Source organism: Rhodobacter viridis (genome assembly GCF_003217355.1).
GTDB classification, from domain to species: Bacteria; Pseudomonadota; Alphaproteobacteria; order Rhodobacterales; family Rhodobacteraceae; genus Rhodobacter; species Rhodobacter viridis.
Window position 1 is genome coordinate 265,289 of sequence record NZ_QJTK01000001.1, and the last position, 23,160, is coordinate 288,448.

23 protein-coding genes are annotated in these 23,160 nt (G+C 65.9%); 9 read left to right on the plus strand and 14 right to left on the minus strand.

Annotation, left to right across the window (positions count from 1 at the left end):
• Positions 1-23: 23 nt before the first annotated feature.
• Entirely contained in the window at positions 24-773 is a 750-nt protein-coding gene (locus C8J30_RS01270; protein ID WP_110803915.1) for a hypothetical protein, read from the minus strand.
• Between the two features lie 278 nt (positions 774-1,051).
• Positions 1,052-1,789, minus strand: coding sequence for an RNA methyltransferase (locus C8J30_RS01275; protein WP_110803916.1), 738 nt, complete (start codon positions 1,787-1,789; stop codon positions 1,052-1,054).
• An 81-nt stretch (positions 1,790-1,870) separates the two neighbouring features.
• On the opposite strand from C8J30_RS01275, the gene C8J30_RS01280 reads away from it, so the two are divergent.
• Together C8J30_RS01280 and C8J30_RS01285 are read left to right on the plus strand one after the other, a co-directional pair.
• Positions 1,871-2,488: a thiamine phosphate synthase gene (locus C8J30_RS01280; RefSeq protein WP_110803917.1), complete on the plus strand. Its 618-nt coding sequence runs from the start codon at positions 1,871-1,873 to the stop codon at positions 2,486-2,488.
• 35 nt (positions 2,489-2,523) lie between these two features.
• Entirely contained in the window at positions 2,524-3,171 is a 648-nt protein-coding gene (locus tag C8J30_RS01285) for a nucleoside/nucleotide kinase family protein (protein WP_245909678.1), read from the plus strand.
• Between the two features lie 24 nt (positions 3,172-3,195).
• On the opposite strand, the gene C8J30_RS01290 is transcribed toward C8J30_RS01285, so the two are convergent.
• The 9 genes from C8J30_RS01290 to C8J30_RS01330 all read right to left on the minus strand — a co-directional run bounded on the left by C8J30_RS01290 (position 3,196) and on the right by C8J30_RS01330 (position 11,499).
• A complete protein-coding gene (locus tag C8J30_RS01290) occupies positions 3,196-4,416 on the minus strand; it encodes a hypothetical protein (protein WP_110804270.1) in 1,221 nt (406 codons plus the stop codon).
• 60 nt (positions 4,417-4,476) lie between these two features.
• Positions 4,477-5,160: a M48 family metallopeptidase gene (locus C8J30_RS01295; RefSeq protein ID WP_394341900.1), complete on the minus strand. Its 684-nt coding sequence runs from the start codon at positions 5,158-5,160 to the stop codon at positions 4,477-4,479.
• 34 nt (positions 5,161-5,194) lie between these two features.
• Positions 5,195-5,797, minus strand: a complete 603-nt coding sequence (locus C8J30_RS01300) for a DedA family protein (protein ID WP_110803919.1) — start codon at positions 5,795-5,797, stop codon at positions 5,195-5,197.
• Positions 5,794-6,156: a hypothetical protein gene (locus tag C8J30_RS01305; RefSeq protein ID WP_110803920.1), complete on the minus strand. Its 363-nt coding sequence runs from the start codon at positions 6,154-6,156 to the stop codon at positions 5,794-5,796. The genes C8J30_RS01300 and C8J30_RS01305 overlap by 4 nt, the downstream gene beginning before the upstream one ends.
• Positions 6,153-7,334, minus strand: coding sequence for a vWA domain-containing protein (locus C8J30_RS01310; RefSeq protein WP_110803921.1), 1,182 nt, complete (start codon positions 7,332-7,334; stop codon positions 6,153-6,155). The genes C8J30_RS01305 and C8J30_RS01310 overlap by 4 nt, the downstream gene beginning before the upstream one ends.
• A 46-nt stretch (positions 7,335-7,380) precedes the next feature.
• The gene (locus tag C8J30_RS01315) at positions 7,381-8,862 is read right to left on the minus strand and encodes a DUF2927 domain-containing protein (protein ID WP_245909679.1); all 1,482 of its coding nucleotides are present in this window, start codon (positions 8,860-8,862) and stop codon (positions 7,381-7,383) included.
• Between the two features lie 445 nt (positions 8,863-9,307).
• Complete coding sequence (locus C8J30_RS01320) at positions 9,308-10,282, minus strand: methyltetrahydrofolate cobalamin methyltransferase (RefSeq protein ID WP_110803922.1); 975 nt, start codon at positions 10,280-10,282, stop codon at positions 9,308-9,310.
• A gap of 3 nt (positions 10,283-10,285) precedes the next feature.
• Complete coding sequence (locus C8J30_RS01325; RefSeq protein ID WP_110803923.1) at positions 10,286-11,176, minus strand: methylenetetrahydrofolate reductase; 891 nt, start codon at positions 11,174-11,176, stop codon at positions 10,286-10,288.
• The gene (locus C8J30_RS01330) at positions 11,176-11,499 is read right to left on the minus strand and encodes a virulence factor (protein ID WP_110803924.1); all 324 of its coding nucleotides are present in this window, start codon (positions 11,497-11,499) and stop codon (positions 11,176-11,178) included. The genes C8J30_RS01325 and C8J30_RS01330 overlap by 1 nt, the downstream gene beginning before the upstream one ends.
• 420 nt (positions 11,500-11,919) lie before the next feature.
• Here C8J30_RS01330 and C8J30_RS01335 point away from each other — a divergent pair, with 420 nt between their 5' ends.
• The 5 genes from C8J30_RS01335 to C8J30_RS01355 all read left to right on the plus strand — a co-directional run bounded on the left by C8J30_RS01335 (position 11,920) and on the right by C8J30_RS01355 (position 19,129).
• A complete protein-coding gene (locus C8J30_RS01335; RefSeq protein WP_110803925.1) occupies positions 11,920-13,050 on the plus strand; it encodes a Ppx/GppA phosphatase family protein in 1,131 nt (376 codons plus the stop codon).
• The gene (locus tag C8J30_RS01340; RefSeq protein ID WP_110803926.1) at positions 13,047-13,820 is read left to right on the plus strand and encodes an RlmE family RNA methyltransferase; all 774 of its coding nucleotides are present in this window, start codon (positions 13,047-13,049) and stop codon (positions 13,818-13,820) included. Before C8J30_RS01335 ends, C8J30_RS01340 begins: the two co-directional genes overlap by 4 nt.
• A 102-nt stretch (positions 13,821-13,922) precedes the next feature.
• Positions 13,923-14,897: a GAF domain-containing protein gene (locus C8J30_RS01345; protein ID WP_110803927.1), complete on the plus strand. Its 975-nt coding sequence runs from the start codon at positions 13,923-13,925 to the stop codon at positions 14,895-14,897.
• Positions 14,898-15,169: 272 nt separating this feature from the next.
• Positions 15,170-16,696 (plus strand): aldehyde dehydrogenase, encoded by a 1,527-nt coding sequence (gene adh, locus C8J30_RS01350; protein ID WP_181420728.1) that lies wholly within the window; start codon positions 15,170-15,172, stop codon positions 16,694-16,696.
• A gap of 225 nt (positions 16,697-16,921) precedes the next feature.
• Complete coding sequence (locus tag C8J30_RS01355) at positions 16,922-19,129, plus strand: methyl-accepting chemotaxis protein (protein WP_110803928.1); 2,208 nt, start codon at positions 16,922-16,924, stop codon at positions 19,127-19,129.
• Between the two features lie 55 nt (positions 19,130-19,184).
• Here the strand turns inward: C8J30_RS01355 and C8J30_RS01360 are convergent, their stop codons facing one another.
• The 3 genes from C8J30_RS01360 to miaA form a co-directional block, all read right to left on the minus strand.
• Entirely contained in the window at positions 19,185-19,700 is a 516-nt protein-coding gene (locus C8J30_RS01360; protein ID WP_110803929.1) for a TIGR00645 family protein, read from the minus strand.
• 61 nt (positions 19,701-19,761) lie between these two features.
• Complete coding sequence (locus C8J30_RS01365; RefSeq protein WP_110803930.1) at positions 19,762-20,613, minus strand: AraC family transcriptional regulator; 852 nt, start codon at positions 20,611-20,613, stop codon at positions 19,762-19,764.
• A 145-nt stretch (positions 20,614-20,758) separates the two neighbouring features.
• Positions 20,759-21,703, minus strand: coding sequence for a tRNA (adenosine(37)-N6)-dimethylallyltransferase MiaA (gene miaA, locus C8J30_RS01370; RefSeq protein ID WP_110803931.1), 945 nt, complete (start codon positions 21,701-21,703; stop codon positions 20,759-20,761).
• 41 nt (positions 21,704-21,744) lie between these two features.
• On the opposite strand from miaA, the gene pyrH reads away from it, so the two are divergent.
• Together pyrH and frr are read left to right on the plus strand one after the other, a co-directional pair.
• Positions 21,745-22,476 (plus strand): UMP kinase, encoded by a 732-nt coding sequence (gene pyrH / locus C8J30_RS01375; RefSeq protein ID WP_110803932.1) that lies wholly within the window; start codon positions 21,745-21,747, stop codon positions 22,474-22,476.
• 105 nt (positions 22,477-22,581) lie between these two features.
• The gene (frr, locus tag C8J30_RS01380) at positions 22,582-23,145 is read left to right on the plus strand and encodes a ribosome recycling factor (RefSeq protein ID WP_110803933.1); all 564 of its coding nucleotides are present in this window, start codon (positions 22,582-22,584) and stop codon (positions 23,143-23,145) included.
• Positions 23,146-23,160: the final 15 nt, after the last annotated feature.

Genomic DNA, 23,160 nt, shown 5'->3' on the forward strand with positions numbered 1-23,160 from the left:
CCTCCTGTCGCTTTGGCGCGACACTAGGGCGCGGCACGGGCGGGGGCAAGGGGATTGGCGGGCGGCTCGAGCGCGCGCGTGCCGTCGATCACCGCCCAAGCCCCGCTCCAGCCGTCATTTTTCGCCATCCATCCCAGCATGGCGCAGGCCGCTTCGGCGTAAATGTCGCGCTCTTTTGCCGCCCGTCGCAGCCAGTCGCCCGCGGTTTCGGGCAGATCGGGGCGCGGAGGTTTATGGCAGCGCGCGGGACCGGTGCCCGGGGCCAGATAGCGCGGATCGTCCGAGACGATGACCGCCAGACCCTCGTCGGCCCAGGCGGGCAGGCGGTCGGCCAATTGTCCGGTGAAGCCCATGCGGGCGTGCACGGCGACATGGGTCAGCTCATGCGCAAGGATCGTGGTCGAGAGCCCGCGCGGCGAGAGGCGAACGACGGCAACGGGGCCAAAGGAATAGGTCACGGCTGCCGCGCCGCGCCCGCCAAGGCTGCGGTCGCAGGGCGCGGATTGGCAGGCAAGCAGGCGCAGATGGCCCCGGGTCGGGCCAAGGGCCTGCGCCACCTGCGCCTCGGCGGTGGTGATCTGAGCGATCAGGCGCAGCCGGTCGGGGGCGGGCATCGCGGCCTCGACCCAGAGCCTGTCGCTGACTTGCACGAGCCCGAAGCAGCTGGGGCAGAGCGCGGCGCGCAGCGCGGGCAGGACCGCGAGCAGCGCCACAAGACCCAACAGGCTGCCCAGTCCCAGCGCCAGAAGCGATCGCGTCAGAAGGTGTCGCATCGGCGCAGGATGGCGGGAGAGCGGGGGCGGCGCAAGTCTGCCCTTGCTTGGGTCGGGCGGAAAAGGAAACGCGATCCGCGTTTCCCCGCCCGCTGTGCAACGGCGGTCGCAAGACCGTTTCCATCAAGGGCAACAGAGGCCGGCGCATGCCCCGGCGGGCGAGAAGCGCCCGCCGATGGCGGGGCGGGCGCAGGCCGAGTGCCTGTGGGCCCTCGGCGGTCATGGGGCCAATCTTGCGCGTGACCTCGGCGATGGCCTCGGTCAAATCTGCGTCCGCCTCAATCCCGGTTGCGCAGAAGCTGCCGCAGCATCCCGTGCAGCGTCTGCACATCCGCCCGCGTCAGGCCGAACCGGCTCCACATGTTGCGCAGATTGCGCTTCATCATCGGTGCCTTGCCCTCGGGGAAGAAGAACCCGGCCGCCTCGAGCCTTTCCTCGTAATGATCACCGAGTTTCTCGATTTCGAGCGCATTGGCCAACTCGGCCCCGGCCAGACCGGGGTCGATCGCGGGGGCCGCATTGCCCTGACGGGAAAATTCGTAAGCGGTCAGCAGCACCGCTTGCGCAAGGTTCAGCGAGAAGAATTCGGGGTTCACCGGCACGGTGATGATCGCATTCGCCCGGATGATGTCGTCGTTTTCAAGCCCGGTGCGCTCGGGGCCGAACATCACGCCGACGCGCTGACCGGCGGCGATCCGCGCCCGCGCCTCGGCCATCGCGGCCTCGGGGGTGTAAATGGGCTTCGTCAGTTCGCGCCCGCGCGCCGTCGTCGCAAAGACGAAGTCGCAATCGGCAATCGCCTCGGCGGTTGAGGCGAAGACCCCGGCATGATCCAGCACCTTGCCCGCCGCACCCGAGGCCATCGCAACGGCTTTCGGGTTCGGCCAGCCATCGCGCGGATCGACCAGCCGCAGCACGGACAGCGAAAAGTTCAGCATCGCCCGGGCGGCGGCGCCGATGTTTTCGCCCATCTGCGGACGGATCAGGATGAAGACGGGAGGCAGCTTCTGGGTCATGCCCCCCGATACAGAAGCGCAAAGCCGCTGGCAAGGCGGGGCCGCCTGCGCTAGAAGGCGCGAAACCCGAAAGGAGGCCCCATGTCCGAGGATCGCCCGCAGCTTTACCTGCTTACCCCGCCGAGCTTCGATCTCGAGGTCTTCCCGCAGCTTCTCGCCCGCGTGCTGGGCGCGCAGGAGGTGGCCTGCATCCGTCTGGGTCTCGCGACGAAAGACGAGGACAAGGTGATGCGCGCGGCCGATGCGGTGCGCCAGATCGCGCATGAATTCGACGTCGCGCTGGTGATCGAGAACCACATCGCGCTCGTGGAACGCCACGGCCTTGACGGCGTGCACCTGACCGACGGCGCCCGCACCGTGCGCTATGCCCGCAAGGAGCTCGGCACCGAGGCGATCGTCGGCAGCTTCTGCGGCGCCTCGCAGCATGATGGCATGAGCGCGGGCGAGGCCGGGGCGGATTACATCTGCTTCGGTCCGGTGGGCGAGACCGGGCTTGGCACCGGCACCCGGGCCGATCGCGATCTCTTCCAATGGTGGTCCGAGGTGATCGAGGTTCCGGTCGTTGCCGAAGGCGCGCTGACCGAGGCGCTTGTCCGCGACTTCGCCCCGGTCACCGATTTCTTCGCCGTGGGCGAAGAGATCTGGACAACCGAAGATCCGGTGGCCGCGCTTGGCCGCCTTGTCGCGGCGATGGGCTGATGGCGGAATTCTGGCTCGGTGATTCCAACGGTCCGATGGGCGACGTTGGCGCCTTCATGGGCTCGGAGCTGCGGGTCGACCGCGCCGATCTGGCGGGCCATATCGGGCAGCTCGGGGACGAGCGCGTGCTGGTGGCGCTGGTCGGCGCCCCCGGTTCGGGCAAGTCGCATCTGGCGGCGGAACTGGCCGAGGCACTCAATGCCCGCATGCCGGGCCGCGCCGCGATCCTGCCGATGGACGGGTTTCACCGCGACAACGATTGGCTGGAGGCGCAGGGCCTGCGCGCGGTGAAGGGCAATCCCGACACTTTCGACGTTGCGGGCTTCGCCGCCTGCCTGTCGGCGGTCAAGGCCGCGACCGGCGATTGTCCGGTGCCGACCTTTGACCGGGAAGCCGATGCCGTCGTGCCCGCGGGTGCGGTGATCCCGGCTGCGGCGCAGGTGATCCTCGTCGAGGGCAATTACCTGCTGCTGACCCGCCCGGGCTGGCGCGATCTGGCGCCGCTTTTCGATCTTTCCGTCCGCCTCGCCGTGCCCGAGGCCGAGCTGCGCCGCCGCCTGATGGCACGTTGGGCCGATCTGCCGCTTGCGGAAGCCACGCGCCGGACCGAGGAAAACGATCTGCCGAACGGGCGGTTGCTGATCAGCGAAAACCGGGCCGCCGATCTGGTGATCTTCGGCTGAGCGGGGAGAGGGGGCAGAGCCCCCTCATCCGGTGCTGGTGAACCTGTTCGCCGGAATTTCGATCACGCTTTTCGAGGGCGGCGTCTCGGCAAACCGCGCCTTCAGCGTCAGCGGTCCCGCGGTGATGCGGAAGTAGTCGTAGACCCCGGGCCGGTCGAAGGCGCAGAGATACTGGAAATGCAGCCGGAAGAAGCGCCAGCGCAGCTCTTTCCAGCGTTTGGGCGAGAGCGTCTTCGTGAAGGCGGCCGAGAGGATCAGCGGCTGGATCTGGCCCGCGGGGCCGACGCCCGAGACCTTGACCGGATCGCACAGCGCAAAGGCGCAGCCATCGCCCGGCGCGGTGACATCGACCCACGCAAGCTCCGGTCGGGTGCAGAGCCAGGCCAGATCGCCGCGCAGCCGTTTCGCTTCCGGCAGGAAGCTCACCATCGGCACGACATGGCCGAGCGACAGGAAGCCGAGGCTTGGCCCCGTCGCGGGCACGCGGCCCGCCCGGATCAGATCGGCAAGGATCGAGACCGCCAGATGCGCGCCCGAGGAATGGCCGACGACGAGCACCTCGTCCCAGTCCTCGCTCAGCGCCTGGGCGATCGTGTCGCCAAAGGCCGCCATCCGGGTTTCCAAAGCCTCCGGGTTGGCGCCGCCCCAGCGCGCGGTGAAGGCGTAGTCGTGCATCAGGTAATAGGCGTAAAACTTGCCGTCCTGCTTGCGAAACCATCTGAGCACCGCCCAGGTCATCCCGGCGCAAAGCGCAAGGCCGAGCCCCCGGTCGAAGGGGAAATCAGGGAGCGGCCAGAGCAGCAGGGCGGCCAGCGCCCAGCCAGCGCCCAAGCCCGCAAGCGCCTGCGCGATCAGCGCCAAGATCGGATAGAGCGCCGCGATCACCGGGCCTTTCCGTAGCCGCATCAGCCGGAACAGCGCCCCCGAGCCGATATAGGCCGAGGCCGTGCGGACGAGCTGCAGATAGGTCGCGGGGATCGATGCCTCCATGCTGTCGCGCACGATATCGGCCCAGACCAGCACCTCGACATCGGCCTCGACCGTCGTGCCGTCCTGCGTCGAGTTGACATGCCAGCCATAGGGGCCGCCCGCGCGCTTGGGCGCAAGGCTCAGCGCATAGCCCGAGATCGCGGCCTGCGCCGTGCCCTCGGTGCGGTAAAGCTCGCGGTAACGGCGCGGGTGGATCGGATCGTAGCCGGGGATGTAGAACACCCGGCGGCGGCGGACGGTCTGAGAGCGGTGCATGGTCATCCTTCGTGGTCCCGTGCCGCGACGCTAGCGGAAAAATCCGCGCATGGCTGTGACTTACGCCGCAGTCCAGCGCAAGACATTGGCGCGGATGGCGGCGATGCGGCGCTCGGTCTCGGGGTGCGAGGAGAGCCAGGCCGGGGCGGCGCCGCGCCCGCCCGCAAGGCTGTCGAGCCGGGCAAACAGACTCAGCTGCGGCTCGGCGCCGATCCCGGCCTTGATCAGCAGAGCGGTGGCGAAGGCATCGGCTTCGTATTCGTCGCGCTGGCTCAGCTGCGCGGCGATGGCGGCGATGATCAGATTGGCGAGCCAGACGCCTGCCACCGGGATGATCCGGCCAAGCACGCCCACCAGCACCATCTGCAGCACGTTCTGCCCGGTGAAATCGATCATCCGCCGTTTCGCATGGCCGCTGGCCACATGGCCAAGCTCATGCGCGATGACCGAGGCGATTTCCTCGGCCGTCACCTGACCCGAGCGGTAAAGCGCCATGAAGCCCTCGGTCAGGAAGACCCGGCCATCGGGGGCGGCAAGGCCGTTCACCGTGGGCTCGGCATAGACGAAGACCGGCAGGCTGGGCACGCCCAGGGCCGCGCGCAGGCGGGCGAGCACCGGGGCAAGGCCGGGATCGGTGAGCGGGGCCGAGCGGGCAGAAAGCTGGCGCAGCAGGTTGCGCGACGAGAAATGCCACATCGCGAGCGCGGCGAGGAGAACGAGAAGGAAGGGGAGAAGGCGCAGGATCATGGGGGGAAGATGGGGGCGCGGCGGGGCGTGGTCAATCCCCGGCGCGCAGGGGGGCGGGGCGGCGCAGCGCGCGGATCAGCCAAAGCCCGAGCAAGAGCGCGATCACTCCGCTCGCCATCAGGCCAAGGGCGTTGCCCGCCAGATCGGCGGCGGCCTGAAGATTGGCGCCGAAGGTGATGCCCAGCCCGACATAGAGCGTGACCCAGATCGCCTCGCCCGCGATATCGGCGAGCGTGAAGCGGGCATGGCCGTATCCCGAGGCGCCCGCGGCCAGGTTCACCCAGGGGCCAAGTGCGGAAAAGAGCCAGCGCGTCAGGAAGATCGCCACCGCGCCGTTCTTCGCAAGGCTGTCGAGCGCCGTGGCCACCAGTCCCGCGCCTTTCGGGCCGGGCGCGGGCAGAAGATGCGCCGCCTTGCGCCCGATCCAGTAGCCGACCTGATCGCCCGCGAGCGCGCCGCCAAAGGCCGCGCCTGCGACCGGCGCCAGCGCCAGATCGCCCGACCCGACAAAGGCGCCCGCCGCGATCATCGTCAGCGACGAGGGGATCGGCAGGGCAAGGCAGCTGAGAAACGTCGCAAGCCCCACCAGCCAGATCCCGCAAAGCGGCAGCTGCGCCAGAATCCAGTCGGTCATTGTGGCGATCGGGGCGGGGTCTGCGGCAGGCCCGCGTCAAGCTTCGCGATCAGATCGGCGACCGGCACATCAAGCTTTTCCGCGATGGCTTCGAGCGTCGGACGGTCGTCGTCGACCAGTTTGCGCGCATCCTCGATGCCGAGGATCGCATCGACCGCCTCGACATCGACATGCCAGCTGCGCGCGATGTAGTCCGGCGTCATCCAGGCCTCGGGCGCCTGCTGGTGATGCGCCGGATCGGACCAGAACAGCGCCCGGCTGATCATCCGCCCGCCAAAGAACCCGGCCAGCGACAGCGCGACGAGAAAGGCCACCAGCGCCAGCCGCTGTTCCGCCCAAAGCCGCCGCAGCGCGGTCATCCGAGCACCTTCATCGCCCGGGTGATGCCGTCGAGCGTCAGCGGATACATCCGCCCCTCGAACGCCGCCTCGATCATCGCGATCGACTGGGTGTAGCCCCAATGCTTCTCCGGCACCGGGTTGAGCCAGACATGATCGGGCCATTGGGTGCGCGCACGGTCGAGCCAGACCACGCCCGGTTCCGGGTTCCAATGCTCGTTCGCGCCGCCGACATGGCTGATCTCATAGGGCGACATCGAGGCGTCCCCGACGAAAATGCATTTGTAATCAGGCCCGTAGCGGTTGAGCACCTCCCAGGTGGGGGTCACATCCTCCCAGCGGCGGCGGTTTTCGCGCCAGACGCCTTCATACAGGCAGTTGTGGAAGTAATAATGTTCGAGATGCTTGAACTCGGCCCGGGCGGCGGAAAAGAGCTCCTCGACCAGCTGCACATGCGCGTCCATCGAGCCGCCCGAGTCGAGAAACAGCACCACCTTGACCGCATTGTGCCGCTCGGGTCGGGTCTTCACGTCGATATAGCCCCTTTCGGCGCTGGCGCGGATCGTGCCGGGCAGGTCGAGCTCTTCCTGTGCACCGTGACGCGCCCATTGCCGCAGCCGCTTCAGCGCCACCTTGATGTTGCGCGTGCCAAGTTCGACCCGATCGTCGAAATCGCGAAACTCTCTTTTGTCCCAGACCTTTACCGCGCGTTGGTGACGGCTTTCAGCCTGCCCGATCCGCACCCCTTCGGGGTTGTAGCCATAGGCCCCAAAGGGCGAGGTGCCCGCGGTGCCGATCCATTTGTTGCCGCCCTGATGGCGGCCTTCCTGTTCTTTCAGCCGTTCGCGCAGCGTCTCCATCAGCTTCTCGAAGCCGCCAAGCGCCGCGATCTGCGCCTTTTCTTCCTCGCTCAGATGCTTTTCGGCCATCTTGCGCAGCCAATCCTCGGGCAGTTGCAGGGCATCAAGCACCGCCTCGGCCGGGATCGCGTCCAGGCCGCGGAAACTTTCCGCAAAGGCCCGGTCGAAGCGGTCAAGGTGGCGTTCGTCCTTCACCAGAGCGACACGCGCGAAATAGTAAAATCCGTCGATGTCATAAAGACAAAGGCCCGCTGCGAGACCTTCGAGGAACGACAGGTATTCGCGCGGGCTGACCGGAACGCCATTGCGGCGCAAAGTGTCGAAGAAAGGCAGGAACATCAAAACCCCCCGCGCCGCTGCCAAAGGCGCGGGGGCAAGCCGAGCCTCAGTTGTACCGAGCCCCGGCCCTCGCCAAGGCTGCCACCTCGGCAGCTCGCGAGCGCACGGCGGCATCCGAACCGAAACCGTACCGCGCCCATTGTCCCGAGTCGAGCCGCGCCTGCTGGGCGAGCGCGGCATTGCCCAGCGTCTCATAGGCTTCCGCGCGGATCAGATAGAGCGTCGCCATCAGCGCCGCATTTTCCCCCGACAGCGCCTGCGGGATCGCCCGGTTCACCAGTGCGATCGCATCCGAGGCCCGGCCCGACGACAGCGCGAAGGCCGCCAGCTGCATGTCGACATGGGCCGACTGGATGCCCGCGCCGGGCGTGGCGCGATAGATCGCCCCCGCATTGGCAAAGGCCTTCAGCGCGGTATCGGGATCGTCATAGACGCTCAGACGACCCAGCGCGAACCAGCCGAAGGCGGCGCGGGTGTCATGCCAGCCCTGTCCGGCCGAAATCTCGATCGCGGTGGTCGCTGCGGCCTTGCGGGCGCCTTGCGAGCCGTGACCGATGGCGCGTTCCAGCGCATTGACGAAGGCGCGCGGCGTCGGGTCCTCGCGCAGCTGGGCGACCTTGCCGCCGCCCGGATTGATATGGGCGAAAACGGCGGGCAGTTTCGCCTGCACCTCGGGGATCGACATGCCGGAATGCAGGTCCGGCGCATAGACGGCGCGCAGCTGCATCATGTCAAAGCGGGTCAGAACGGCGTGGAAGTTGTCGTCGTTCCAGACCGAATCCGAGAGCCGGTAGAGGTCGTTCAGCGGCCCGAGGGCCTGGCTCGTTTCCTCGTGCAGGCAGTCGCGCACTTCCTGCGGCGTCGATTCCGCGGGAATGAAGACGGTGGCGGCGGTGCGCTGGCGCACCAGCGTCCAGTCGCCCTTCGCAGTGCGGCGGTTGGCGCGGTACTCGTCCCAATTCGCGGCATTGGGCACGACGAAACAGGCGGCATTCGGCACTTCGCTGGTCATCTCGCGACGCGGCACGAAGGCGATGGTGATATGGTTGGCGGCGCCCGAATTGGTCGAGATCGGGATATGCGCCTCGGCGTTCAGCCGATGCACCAGACGCGACAGTTCCGTCGCGGCCGTGGGTGGCACGGCGCCCTGCAGGCTGACGCTGATCGGGCCTTCGAAGCGCGAGAATTGCGGGATCGGGCGGCCCGATTCCAGAAAGAAATTCAGCTCCATGAAGTCGCGCGCCAGAACGCTGTTGGAGGGCAGAACCTCGGCGCGGGGCGCAGGTGGTTCAAGCCCGATCGTCGGATCGGCGAGCGGCATGTCGATGGCCGCCGTCGAGGCGCGCGTGGCAGGCGCGTCCTTGACCACCGGCGCAGAAGCGCAGCCGGCCAAGGCCGTGGCAAGGGCCAGCCCGGACAGGCTGACAAGGGAGCGATCGGCCCGAAGCGCAGCAAAGCGCCCGGGCCGGGCAGTCTCTGCGGTGGCAGCCGCAGAAACCGCCCGTAGCGGCAGACAGTTCAAACGCATGGCAGTGCGTATCCCAGGTTGTGGTGCCAACAATAGGCACAGGTCTTAACAGCGACCAGTAATTCTTTGGTTTCCATTGGGATTTTAATGTGGCGACTCCAGATATAGTGCCAAGGGACCGACAAGTACACGCCTTATTGTTGCCACAATTCAATCCCTTACGCAGGCATTGAGGGCGCGGGGGAAACAGACCGTCGCGCAAAGGCCGAATCGATCCGCCAAACGCGCCGATGCGTGGCCGCCGTGTTTCCGGTTCCGAAACGGCGGCATTTGAAAGAAATTGTTAATATTTGTGTCGCGGGCTGTGGCGCGCGTCGATCCCTGCGCAGGGGCTTCGGCATTGATCGCGCCGCTGCGGCCAATCGGGGGGGATTACAGGCCTGCCCGGAAACGAAACGCCCCGGCAAGGCCGGGGCGCTCAGATCTGTCAGCGAATCGCGGGCGATCAGCGGGCGCGGCGGCGTCCCCCCCGACCGGACGAAGCAGCGGCGGCCGCGGCGGCTTCGGCAAAGCTCGCGCCTTCCTTCATCGCCTCGAGCACCTTCGACAGCTTGATCCAGTCCATCGCGTTATCATCGTGGTTCATCAACAGGTTGGCGGCACGAATGGCCTCCATCTCCTGGTTGCGGACCGGGTTCATGATCGCCGAGGTCATGCCCGCGCCAATCGCCATCGGCAGGAAGGCGGCGTTGACGCCGTGACGGTTCGGCAGCCCGAAGCTGATGTTCGACGCGCCGCAGGTGGTGTTCACGCCCAGTTCGGTGCGCAGGCGCTGCACCAGCGTGAAGACCTGACGCCCGGCCGAGGCCATCGCGCCCACCGGCATCACCAGCGGGTCAACGACGATGTCATGTGCCGGAATGCCGAAATCGGCCGCGCGCTCGACGATCTTCTTGGCGACGGCAAAGCGCACGTCCGGGTCTTCCGAAATCCCGGTGTCGTCGTTCGAGATCGCCACGACCGGCACGTTGTATTTCTTCACCAGCGGCAGCACGCGCTCCAGACGCTCTTCTTCCCCGGTGACCGAGTTCAGGAGCGGACGGCCTTCGCAGGCGGCCAGACCGGCTTCGAGCGCGGCCGGAACCGAGCTGTCGATGCACAGCGGCACGTCGGTGATCGCCTGAACCCGCAAGATCAGGTCGCGCATCAGCGGCGGCTCGACGAAGTTGTTGTCGGCATAGCGCGGATCTTCCGCCATCTTGTTCGAGAAGACAGCGCCCGAGTTGATGTCGAGCACCGTCGCCCCGCAGGCCACCTGCTCGAGCGCATCCTTTTCGACGGTGGTGAAATCGCCCAGCTCCAGCTCGGCCGCGAGCTTCTTGCGCCCGGTCGGGTTGATACGCTCGCCGATGACGCAGAAGGGCTCGTCGAAGCCGATCACCACGGTCTTCGTCTTGCTCTCGAGTACGGTGCGGGTCATTCGTCAGCCTTTCGTTTTTTCTGCGATCCAGGTCGCATTGGTCTTGATACCGCCGAGCGGGAAGAAATGCACCGCCTCGATGCCGAAATCGGGATGCTTGGCCTTGTGCTTGGCCAGCTCCATCAGCAGCTCGGTGGGCTCGAACGGGGTGAGGAGTTTCGTCACGTCCTTGGCGCGCTTTTGCAGCACTTTCAGCGAGGGGCCGACGCCGCAGGAAATCGCGAACTTGAGCAGCGTCTGCAGCTTCGCCGGACCGGCGATGCCGATATGGACCGGCATCTTGATGCCTTCGGCGGCCAGACGGTTCACCCAGTCGATGATCGGGCCGCCTTCAAAGGCGAATTGCGTCACGATGGCCGTGTCGGCATCGGTGGTGTCGGCGAATTTCTGTTTCAGCTTGAGCGCTTGCATGACGATCTTGTCGGTGCCGTCGCTGTCGATGTCGCGGTTCCCCTCCGGGTGACCGGCGAAGTGCAGACGCTCGAAGCCCGCGAAGGCGCCAGTTTCGACCAGCTGCATCGCATTGTCGAGATCGCCAACCGGGGTCTTGACGCCCCCCCCCAGCAGCAACGCCTGTTTCACCCCGGCTTCGCCCTTGTAGCGGGCCACCCAATCGCGCAGTTGCAGCGCGTCGCGGATGATGCGGGCGGGGAAATGCGGCATCGGCTCGAAGCCTTCTTCGCGCAGACGTTTCGCCGTGGCGACCATTTCCTCGATCGGCGTGCCCTCGATATGGGCGACATAGACGCGGGTGCCCGCGGGCAGGAGGGCGCGGAAGTCTTCGACCTTCTCGGCGGTGCGCGGCATCACCTCCATCGAGAAACCGTCAAGGAAGGCGGTCAGGGTGCCGTTGGTGGGGGTCTCGGCCTCGCGGCGGAAGTTCAAAAGCGCCATCAGATCTCTCCGTCAGTGGGGCGGGCCTGTTCCCAGCCATCGTTGCCAATCAACCGCACCAAAGCGGCCGTGTCGTAGTCGGAGAGAACCCGGGCGAGTTCGGCCTCGGCCGCTTCGGCATCGTTGCCGTCGCGGGTGCCGATCACCACCTTGCGCCATTCGGCCAGGTAAGCGTCGCTGTCCTTGGCGCCGATCTTCATCGCACAGCGATCAATCGCCTGCTCGAAGCGTTCGGGCAAAGGTTTCTTGACGGCCTTGCGACCGGTCCCGGCAATGATTTGCGCCGGGATGTCGCGCCAGAAGACGATCGTGATCTCAGCCATTTGCGTGATTCCCTCTGAGATATGGATACGCCCGTTTGCGACGCGCCCGGTGACGGATTTCGACATGTTGCGCCAAGTTGGCGACAACCGTGCAGGTTCCTTAACCCTGCGTTGCGGCTTGGTGCATCTTCAAAAGATGCATCAAGATGATGAGGGGCGCTCAAGAGGCCCGCCGCGCGCCCGGCCCCGCGCGGCGGAGCCTCCGGCGGGGATATTTGAAGCAAGATAAATCCGCCCTCCTTTATCTTGCCTCAAATATCCCGGGGGGAGGCCGCAGGCCCCGGGGGGCAGCGCCCCCCGCCCTGGCTCGGAGCGGGCAGCGCCCCCCGCCTTTCGTGCGTCACGAACATGTCATCCGGTCCTTGATCCTTCTGCCCTCGCACGCTACCTAGGGGGTAACTTGAAATCGGAGGGCGTAAGATGGCGCCCAGGCGTCCTCGGGCTGCGGGCGCGATCCCGAAACCGGTCGAACGCGCCGCACCCACCCCCGCCGAGTCGGGCGAGCTTTATGCTGCGCTCGATCTCGGCACAAACAGTTGCCGGATGCTGATTGCCCGACCGAAGGGCGATCAGTTTCAGGTCGTCGACAGCTTTTCCAAAGCTGTCCAGCTTGGTCAGGGGCTTGAAGCCTCGGGCCGGCTTTCGCGTTCGTCGATGGCGCGCACCGTGCAGGCGCTGCAGATTTGCCGCCGCAAGATCGAAACGCATGGTGTGAAGCGGATGCGGCTCGTCGCGACCGAGGCCTGCAGGCGCGCGGGCAATGCGCGCGATTTCATTCGCTATGTCCGGCGCGAAACCGGCCTGCCGCTGGAAATCATCCCGCCCGAGGAAGAGGCACGCTTGGCCGTGATCTCCTGTGCCTCGCTCGTCAATCCGCGCACGGAACAGTTGCTCGTCGTCGATATCGGCGGCGGCTCGACGGAACTGGTGTGGATCGACATTTCAAAGGTGCCGCCGTCGGATCGGCCGCGCTCGATCATGCGGCTGTCGGGGGGCTTCGATCAGCCCGAGGGTGACATTCCGCAGGCCCGCGTGGTGGACTGGATTTCGGTGCCGCTGGGCGTCGCGACGCTGAAGGACCAGTTTGGTGACGTCGAGGATGACGCGGCGCGGTTTGCGCTGATGTCGTGGTTCTTCGAGGAAAAGCTGGCCGATTTCTCACCCTATGCGTCGGGCACGCCGCAGGAGGGGTTTCAGGTGATCGGCACCTCTGGCACCGTGACCACCGTCGCCGCCTGCCATCTGGGGCTGAAGCGCTATGACCGCAACCGGGTCGATGGGCTGACCATGACCTCGACCGAGATCGATGCGGTGATCCGTTCGTTCCTCAATCTTGGTCCCGAGGGGCGCCGCGCCGATCCGCGTATCGGGCGGGACCGGCACACGCTGATCATGTCGGGGGCGGCGATCTTGCAGGCGCTGATGCGGGTCTGGCCGACCGACAAGATGTCGGTGGCCGACCGCGGCCTGCGCGAGGGCCTGCTTTACGCGCAGATGGCCGAAGATGGTGTGATCGAAGAAATGAAGCCGATCGAGGGAGAGATGAAATGACGAAGCCTCCGAGCGGTGGTGGTGGATCGGGTGTGAAGAACACCTCCGGGCGCGGGGCGCGCGATCTGCGCGTGCGGGTCAAGACCGCGAAGGGGCGCAAGCTTTCTTCGACGCTCTGGCTGGAGCGGCAGCTCAACGACCCCTATGTGATCCGGGCCAAGAAAGAAGGCTACCGTGGTCGGGCCGCCTTCAAGATCCTCGAGCTTGATGACAAGTTCCGCTTTCTCGTGCCGGGCGCGCGGGTGGTCGACCTTGGCTGCGCACCGGGCGGCTGGTGTCAGGTGGCCGTCGCTCGGGTGAATGCGCTTGGCGAGAAATCCGGCAAGCGCGTCGGCACCGTTCTGGGCGTCGATCTGCAGGAGGTCGCGGCGATTGCCGGGGCCGAGCTGCATCAGCTCGATTTTCTGGAAGATGGCGCCGATGAAAAGGTGAAAACCTGGCTTGGTGGCCGCGCCGATGTCGTGATGTCGGACATGGCCGCCGCCGCTTCGGGCAACCAGCAGGTCGACCATTTGCGCATCATCACTTTGTGCGAACATGCGGCCTATTTCGCCTTCGACGTGCTGGAACTCGGCGGCACCTTCGTCGCCAAGGTGCTGGCGGGCGGGGCCGAGCAGGGGCTGATGACGGTGCTCAAGAAGAATTTCGAGAAGGTGGTGAACATGAAACCGCCGAGTTCGCGCAAGGACAGCTCGGAAAAATTCGTCGTTGCCACCGGATTCCGCGGCAAGCGCCATGAAGAGGGGCAGGCCGAAGAGGCCGAGGACTGATCCTATCAGACCTTGGTCGTAACCCGACCTGTCGCGCGACCGTTGCGGTTTTGCGCAAAGCGCCTATCCTGAGCCCGCACCGCAAAGAGGGGAGGCTTTCCGATGCGTCTTTCTGCACCCACGCGCAACCACGCCGATATCGTGCAAGCCGTCGTCGCCTCGTCAACGGCCGGGGCGCGCGCGGGCTTTGCCGCCAGCTGGCGCCGCTCGATGATCCATCACAAGCTGGACCCGGCCAAGGCGCGGGTTTCTGACCGGCTGACCGCCGCCGATATCGCCGCCCGTCGCGAGGCGGCGGGGCTGCTTTTGCGCGTCGCGACCCCGGTGCTTGACCGTCTCGCCCGCGCCGCCTGTGAGGCGGGCTGCGCCGTCTTCCTGTCGGATGCCGAGGGGCTGGTGCTGGAAGAACGGATGCGCGAGGCCGATCGCAAAGCGTTTCACGGCTCCAACCTCGCGCCCGGCTCGGATTGGTCCGAAGGCCGCGAGGGCACGAATGGCATCGGCACCTGTGTGGCCGAGGGCCGCCCGGTCACCGTCTGGCGCGACCAGCATTTCCGTTCGACGAACACCGGGCTGACCTGCATGGGCTCGCCCGTCTTCGGGGCCAAGGGCGAACTGGCGGGGGTGATCGACGTCTCTTCCGCGCGCGAGGACATGAGCGAGGGCTACGCCCGGCTTGTCGCGCTGACGGTGCAGGATGCCGCCAGCCGGATCGAGGCGGATCTTTTTCGCGCCTCGTTCGAGGGGGCGCGGATCCTCTCGACCGGTGCGCTCGAGGAAGCGCCGCAAGGCGTGATGCTGCTCGCGCTCGACCGCGACGATCTGGTGATCGGCGCCACCCGCGCGGCGCGGCGCCAGCTCGGATTGGACGAGGCGCAGATGGGCCGGGTGCCCGCGACGGATCTCTTTGGCGGCAAGCGCGACGAAGGGCAGGGCGCCTTGGCCGAGGCGCAGCGGGCCGAAATGGTGCGGGCGCTGGCGCGCACGGGCGGCAATGTCTCGGCTGCCGCGCGTGATCTCGGCATCGGTCGCGCCACCTTTTACCGCAAGGCCAAGGCGCTTGGCCTGACAGTGTAAGGGAAGGGGGCTCCGCCCCTCCAGACTATCTGAGGCAAGACAAGGAAAAGGCGCTCCAGAAGGGGCGCCTTTGCTTTTCCGTGCCCCTTTCCTCCCCTGCGACCCCGCGCCGCCTTTACGAATTTTGCGATGCTGCGCCTGCACCTGTCTCGGTCGTGAAACAGGTCAGCCATAACCCAGAAACAAAGCGGCTATGCAAGAATCGCAAAGAGGCGCAGTCTTCCTTCATCGACGTACCCCGGGAGGGGGACTGACCATCAGGGAGGAAAACGATGGCCAACGACATGCCGCACGACTTCAAAGGGGTGATGGTTTCGCCCTTCAAGCCGCGCTACGACAACTTCATCGGGGGCAAGTGGACGCCGCCGGTGGGCGGCCAGTATTTCGACAACATCACGCCGATCACCGGCGAGAAGATCTGCGAAGTGGCGCGCTCGACCGCCGCTGACGTGGAACTTGCGCTCGATGCCGCCCATGCCGCGAAAGGCGAATGGGGCACCACCTCGGCCGCGCACCGCTCGAATGTGCTTCTGAAGATCGCCGACCGTCTGGAGCAGAACCTCGATCTGCTCGCCGCCGCTGAAACCTGGGACAACGGCAAGCCGATCCGGGAAACCACCGCCGCCGATATTCCGCTGTCCGTTGACCACTTCCGCTACTTCGCGGGCGTTCTGCGCGGTCAGGAAGGCTCGATGTCGGAGATCGACAACGACACCGTCGCCTACCACTACCACGAGCCGCTCGGCGTCGTCGGCCAGATCATCCCGTGGAACTTCTCGATCCTGATGGCGGCGTGGAAGCTTGCCCCGGCGCTGGCCGCTGGCAACTGCATCGTGCTGAAACCGGCCGAACAGACCCCCTCGGCGATCATGGTGCTGATGGATGTGATCAAGGACCTGCTGCCGCCGGGCGTTCTGAACATCGTCAACGGCATGGGCCCGGATGTCGGCGCCCCGCTCGCCCGTTCGAACCGCATTGCCAAGATCGCCTTCACCGGCTCGACCGAGACCGGCCGCAAGATCATGCAATATGCGACCGAGAACCTGATCCCGGTCACGCTGGAACTGGGCGGCAAGTCGCCGAACATCTTCTTCTCGGACGTGATGGCGAAGGATGACGCCTTCCTCGACAAGGCGGTCGAAGGCTTCGTGCTCTTTGCCTTCAACCAGGGCGAGGTTTGCACCTGTCCGTCGCGTGCGCTCATTCAGGAGGACATCTACGAAGAGTTCATCGCCCGCGCCATTGCCCGGGTGAAGGCGATCAAGCAGGGCGACCCGCGCTTGATGGAAACGATGGTCGGCGCGCAGGCGTCGCAAGAACAGCAGGACAAGATCCTGTCCTATCTGAAGATCGGCCGTGAGGAAGGCGCGCAAGTGCTGACCGGCGGCGATGCGGCCAGCCTTGGCGGCGATCTGGCGAACGGCTTCTACATCCAGCCGACGATCCTCAAGGGCCACAACAAGATGCGCGTGTTCCAGGAGGAAATCTTCGGGCCGGTCGTCTCGGTGACCACCTTCAAGGACGAAGACGAAGCCCTGCACATCGCCAACGACACGATGTACGGCCTTGGCGCCGGGGTCTGGTCGCGCGACATCAACACCTGCTACCGCTTCGGCCGTCACATTCAGGCCGGGCGCGTCTGGGTGAACAACTACCACGCCTACCCGGCCCACGCGGCCTTTGGCGGCTACAAGCAGTCGGGGATCGGTCGCGAAACCCACAAGATGATGCTCGACCACTACCAGCAGACCAAGAACATGCTGGTCAGCTACAACCCGAACAAGCTGGGCTTCTTCTAATCCCTCCCTGCCCAGCCCGGGCCGCGCTTCGGCGCGGCCCTACTTCCGAACTGTCCGGCCTCACGCCGGGCGTGTCGTGCAGCCGGGTCGCCCTGCGGGCGGCCCGGTTGTCGTTTTGGGGTGGGCAGAATCGCCCTATGGTAATTTGAGGTACCGGTTAATCGCGTGAACCGGGTGTTCACGAATTTCCGCTACGACAACTGCGACTTGCGATGGAGACCGTCCATGACGCTTCGCAGACAGATCCTTTTTCTTCCTCTTCTGACGGCGGTGATCGCCATCGTGCTGAACTTGTCCGGCATGGTGCTGGTGGGGCAACGCACGCTCGACACCGCTTATTCCAAGGAACGCAGCATCGCCGAAGATGCGCTTTGGCTGGCGATCGATGCGCGCACGACTCAGGCCTTGTCGATGGCCCAGATGATTGCGGGCATCCCCGCCGTTCAGGAGGCCGTGTCGAAACACGACGACAAGGCGATCGAGGCGATGCTCTCGGGCTCGATCAAGACGATGATGGCCGAGACCGGGATGACGCAGCTGCATTTCCATGTGCCGCCCGGAACCTCGCTGATCCGCGTGCATCAGCTCGACAAGCGCGGCGACGATCTGACGAAAAGCCGTCCGATGGTGGTCGAGGCGAATGCGAAGGACTCCGCGGAACGCGGTCTCGAACGCGGCCGGACCGGCGTCGGCGCGCGCGGCGTGGCGCCGATCAGCTGGCAGGGCACCCATGTCGGCACCGTTGAAGTGGGCTTCGACATGGATGCGAAGTTCCTGTCGGAAATGTCTGAGGATACCGGTAACGAGTTCGAATTTTACACGGTTCCCCCGGTGGGCGAGGCGGGCGAGATCGCGCGTCAGGCCGAGACCACCGGGGCTCCCCCGATGCTCGACAATGCCACGCAAGCGCAGGTCCTGAAAACCGGCAGCCTTGATCTTTTGAAGGATTTCAATGGCGTGCCGCATGTCGGCCGGGCGGTCGTGGTCAAGGATTTCGCCGGCAAGCCGATCGGCATCTATGTCGTCGCCGCGCCGGATGCGATGGCGGCGGACATGCTGTCGGCGCAGGCGAAACTGAGCGCGATTGCCGTGGCCTTGTCGCTGGTCATTGCCTCGGGCGTGGCCTGGGCGGGTGGCCGCCGCATCGCCGCCTGTGTGCAGCGTCAGGCGTTGACCACGCGGGCGATTGCCGAGGGTCGCATAGATGTCGAGATCATCGGCACCGAGCGGAAGGACGAATTGGGCGACATGGCCCGCGCGCTGGTGGTGTTCCGCACCAATCTCGAGGAAAACACCCGCATGCAGGCCGCGCTTCAGGCCGAGGAAAAGGCCAAACGTCGCGCCGAAGAGGTCGCTCGTGCGCAGGAAGACCACGCCGAGGCGGAGCGACGTCAGGCCGAAGCGGCGGCGCTCGAGCGTGACCGTCAGCGTGCCGAGGTCGAACGGGCCGAGGTCGCCCGTCGGACTGACGAGGCGCGCGCGCGTCTGGCCGAGCAGCAGGAGGTGGTCTCGGCCCTGTCGAAAGCGCTCGAAAGCCTTGCTTCGGGCAATCTGCATTGCGTCATCGAAACCCCGCTGCCGGGCGAATACGACCAGCTGCGGGTGCATTTCAACACCGCCATCGGCCAGCTGGGCGACGCGCTTGTGCAGATTGACGAGTCGGCGACGCGGGTCGATGCGGAAGCCGGGCGGCTTTCGCAGGCCAGCACCGAACTTGCGCACAGCACCGAACGCAATGCGGCGGCGCTCGAGGAAACCGCGGCGGCGCTCAACGAGCTGACAAGTTCCGTGTCCTCGGCGGCCGAAGGCGCGGCGCAGGCACGCGAGATCGCGGCCAAGGCGCGCGCGAATGCCGAAACCGGCGCCGGGGTCGTGAGCGAGGCGGTGGCGGCGATGGCCGAGATCGAAAACTCCTCGCAGTCGATTTCGCGCATCACCCATGTGATCGAGGAAATCGCCTTCCAGACCAACCTTCTGGCGCTGAATGCCGGGGTCGAAGCCGCGCGGGCGGGCGAGGCGGGGCGTGGCTTTGCCGTCGTCGCCTCGGAGGTGCGGGCGCTGGCGCAGCGCGCTTCGGAAGCGGCGCGGGAAATTTCGCAACTCATCGATACCTCGACCGCGCAGGTGCAGGGCGGCGTGAAGATGGTCGGCCGCACCGGCGAGGCGCTCGATCAGATCGTCGCCTCGGTGCGCGATATCTTCGACCGGATGGGCGAGATCGCGGCTTCGGCCGAGGAACAGGCCCGCGGCATCGTCGAGATCAACGGCGCGGTAACCCAGCTCGATCAGACGACGCAGCATATCGCCAACATGACCGACATGTCGGCCGCGTCCGGGCGGGCGCTGGCGGTCGAAGGCAGCGAGCTGCGCCAGACCGTCGAGCGCTTCCAGCTGCCCGAGGCGGGGCAGATCCCGCAGCGCTCGGCCGCCTGAAACGACAAACGCCCGCGGCAGCACCGCGGGCGTTCTCTTTTCATCTCGGTCGTGTTTACTTCATCGATTTCTTCAGCACTTTCGCGTGGTTGCCGATCCAGTCCATCAGCGCGAGCAGAACGCCCGAGACGACGAAGACGAGGTGGATCACCACCATCCAGATGATCTTTTCCTGCGGATATTTGTCGAGATCCATGAAGACCTTGAGCAGATGGATCCCGGAGATCGCGACGATCGAGGCCACCAGTTTCAGCTTCAGCGTCGAGAAATCGACCTCACCCTGCCAATCCGGTCGATCCTCGTGCCCCTCGGTCTCCATGCGCGAGACGAAATTCTCGTAGCCCGAGAAGATCACGATCAAGAGCAGGTTCGCGGCAAGGCTCAGGTCGATCAGCGACAGCGCCCCCATCACCGCGGTGTCGACCTCCATGTGCGGAATTTCGAGCGCGAAGTGGTAAAGTTCCAGCACGAAGGCCCAAAGCAGGATGGCGAGCGTGCCAACGAGCCCAAGATACATCGGCGCCATCAGCCAGCGGCTGGCAAAAAGCACCTTTTCGATTGCGCGTTCCATGAAATCCCCCTGCAAATCAGTCCGTTCCTAGATAGGGACTGCGCCGGGAGGCGCAAGGGGGTCAGCCCCCCTTGCGGAAGGCCGACGGCGTCTTGCCGACCTTGGCCTGAAAGGCGCGGGTGAAATAGGCGGGGCTGGTGAAGCCGAGCGCCGAGGCGATTTCCTTTACCGGGGCCTTCGTTTCGCTCAGCAGCCGGCGCGCTTCGTAAAGGCGGCGGTCCTGCAACAGATCCGAGGCCGCGCGGCCACAGCTGATCCGGCACGAACGTGTCAGATGCGTCGCGGTGACGCCAAGCTGCGCGGCATAGTCCGAAACGCCAAGGCCCGACCGGAAATCCCGTTCCAGAACCGCGGCATAGCGGGTGACCAGCTTGCGCGCCGCTTCCGAGGCGCGGGGCTCTGCCGCCTGCGACTGGCTCTGGCGCTCGATGATCACGCCGAGCAGGCCGAGATAATGCACCGCCGCGCGGTCCGATCCCGGCCGGTTGCTTTCCAGCTCGCGGATCACCGACTCGATCAGCCCCGAGATTTCCGCCTGCACCGGGGGTTCGCGCACGCGCAGATATTGCGCCGCATGCGGCAGCGTCAGATCCGAATTCTGCCCGAAGAAGACCGCCATGCCGGTGGTCTGGGTCGAGACCTCGAAGCCGTGCATCACACCTGCTGGCAGGAAGGCGGCCGAATAGGGGCCGTAACCGCGCGTGACGCCGCCCATGGTGATCCGGCCCTGACCGCGGGTGAACCAGAGGAAACAGGGTTCGGACAGCGACCGCATCGCCTCGACCCGCCAGCGGCCACCCTGCGCCAGACGCGCGATCGGCACGATGCGTGGCACCGAGGGCGGCTCGGGCAGAAGCGACTTCGCGCGTTTTGCCTTGGCGGCAAGCGACGAGGCCGAGGCGCCCGGGCGCATGGTCTTTGCGAAGGGCGCAAGCGGAGGTGTTTTGAAGAGGCTCACAGAGGCTTCCCAGGCGGGTGTGGTCGTCGCAAGAATAGGGAAGATGCCCTTGTTAATCCAACGGAAAAAGCGGCTTGGCGAAAAATCGCGCGGCCCGGATTCAGGTCCGCAGGATGTTGTGCCAGCCCCCCATCCGGGCACGAAACCATGTGCGTTGCCGCTTGGCATATTGCCGTGACGCGGCTTGGGCGCGCTCGGTTGCGGTGGGCAGGTCGATCTCGCCGCGCAGATGCGCGACAAGCTCCGGCGCGCCAATCGCCTTGGCCCAAAGCGCCCCCGCGTCCCACTGGGGCAGGATCGCGCGGACCTCGTCGAGCGCGCCCTGATCCAGCATCGCCGCAAAGCGTCGGTCGATCCGCTTGGCAAGCGTGTCGCGGTCGGGCGAAAGCAGAAGCGCCGATGCCTCGGCGAGCGGCAGAAGCGGCGGCGGCGTGTCGTCCTGCCAGTCGGCCAGACCGCGCCCGGTCGCCTGCAGCACCTCCCAGGCCCGTTGCACCCGCATCGGATTGAGCGGATCGACGCGGGCGGCCGTGGCGGGGTCAAGCTCGGCGAACATGCCCAGATGCCCCTCGGCCTGCCGCCGCGCATCGGCCTGCACGCGGATCTCGGCGGGCGTGGCGGGAATCTCGGCCAGGCCCTCGGTCAGCGCGGTCAGATACAGCCCTGTGCCGCCGACGATGATCGGGCGCGGCCCCGCCCCGCGACGAAAGGCAGCAAGGAGCGGGCCAATCTCGCGCAGCCAGGCGCCCACGGAATAGTCTTCGCCCGGTTTCCTGTGCCCATAAAGCAGATGGGCCGCGCGGGTCTCGTCTTCTTGCGTCGGCCGCGCCGAGAGCAGGCGCCAGCACGACCAGACCTGAAGCGCATCGGCATTCACCACAACGCCGCCCGATTTTTCTGCGATTTCAAGCGCAAGCGCCGATTTGCCCGAGGCGGTGGCGCCCGCGATCAGCACCGGGCGATGGGCGGGCAGGGCGTCGATATCGAACACGGCGGTTATCCAGAGGCTGCGGTTGAGGTTGAATCCGGACGCCATTTGCGACATTTTGCGCCTCGATGACAACTGGGGACAGCCGAGGAGCCGCGATGACCGACACAAACGAACCGATCGTGAAATACAAACGCGTGCTTCTGAAGATTTCCGGCGAGGCCCTGATGGGCGATCAGGGCTACGGCCTGCATCCGCCGACCGTCGAGCGCATCGCCCGCGAAGTGAAATCGGTGCGCGATCTGGGCGTCGAGATCTGCATGGTGATCGGCGGCGGCAACATCTTCCGGGGCCTTGCGGGCTCGGCGCAGGGGATGGAGCGCACCACCGCGGATTACATGGGGATGCTGGCGACGGTGATGAACGCGCTGGCCATGCAAGGCGCGCTCGAATCGATGGGGGTCTTTACCCGCGTGATCAGCGCGATCCCGATGGATCAGGTCTGCGAACCCTACATCCGCCGCCGCGCCGTGCGTCACCTTGAAAAGAAGCGCGTCTGCATCTTCGCCGCGGGCACCGGCAACCCCTATTTCACCACCGACACCGCCGCGACGCTGCGCGCCAACGAAATGTCCTGCGAGGCGATCTTCAAGGGCACCAAGGTCGATGGCGTCTATGACATGGACCCGAAGAAACACGCCCATGCGAAGCGCTATGACACGGTGAGCTACGACGAGGTGTTGCAGAAGAACCTTGGCGTCATGGATGCCTCGGCGATTGCGCTCGCACGCGACAACAACCTGCCGATCATCGTCTTTTCGCTCGATGAACCGGGTGGCTTCCGCGGCATCCTTGCGGGGCAGGGCACTTATACCCGCGTGCAGGGCTGATTTCGGCGACAAGTGACGCAACGGCACGGGTGTGCGCGCTTGGCCTCTATCCAAGCGCCGCTTGCGCCGTTATGAAGACCAAAACGGAAAAGAACGGGGGAACCCATGTCCGACGAACTCGAAATCGACACCGACGACCTCGAACGCCGCATGGATGGGGCGATGCATTCGCTGAAGCATGAATTCGGCACGCTGCGCACCGGCCGCGCCTCGGCCTCGATGGTCGAGCCGATCATGGTCGAAAGCTACGGGTCGCTGGTTCCGATCAACCAGGTCGGCACGATCAACGTGCCCGAGCCGCGGATGGTCACCGTGAACGTCTGGGACAAGGCCATGATCAACAAGGTCGAAAAGGCCATTCGCGATTCGGGTCTGGGGATCAACCCGCAGACCAACGGCCCGATCATCATGCTGCCGATCCCCGAGCTGAACGAGGAACGCCGCCGCGAGCTGACCAAGGTCGCCGCGCAATATGCCGAACATGCCCGCGTCGCGATCCGCAACGTGCGTCGCGATGGCATGGACCAGATCAAGAAAGCCAAGGGGAACGGCATGTCGGAAGACGACGTGAAGTTCTGGGAAGGCGAGATCGAAGAGCTGACCAAGAAGCACATCGGACTGGTCGACAAGGCGCTCGAAGCCAAGCAGGCGGAGATCATGCACGTCTGAGACGGGCAGAAAGGC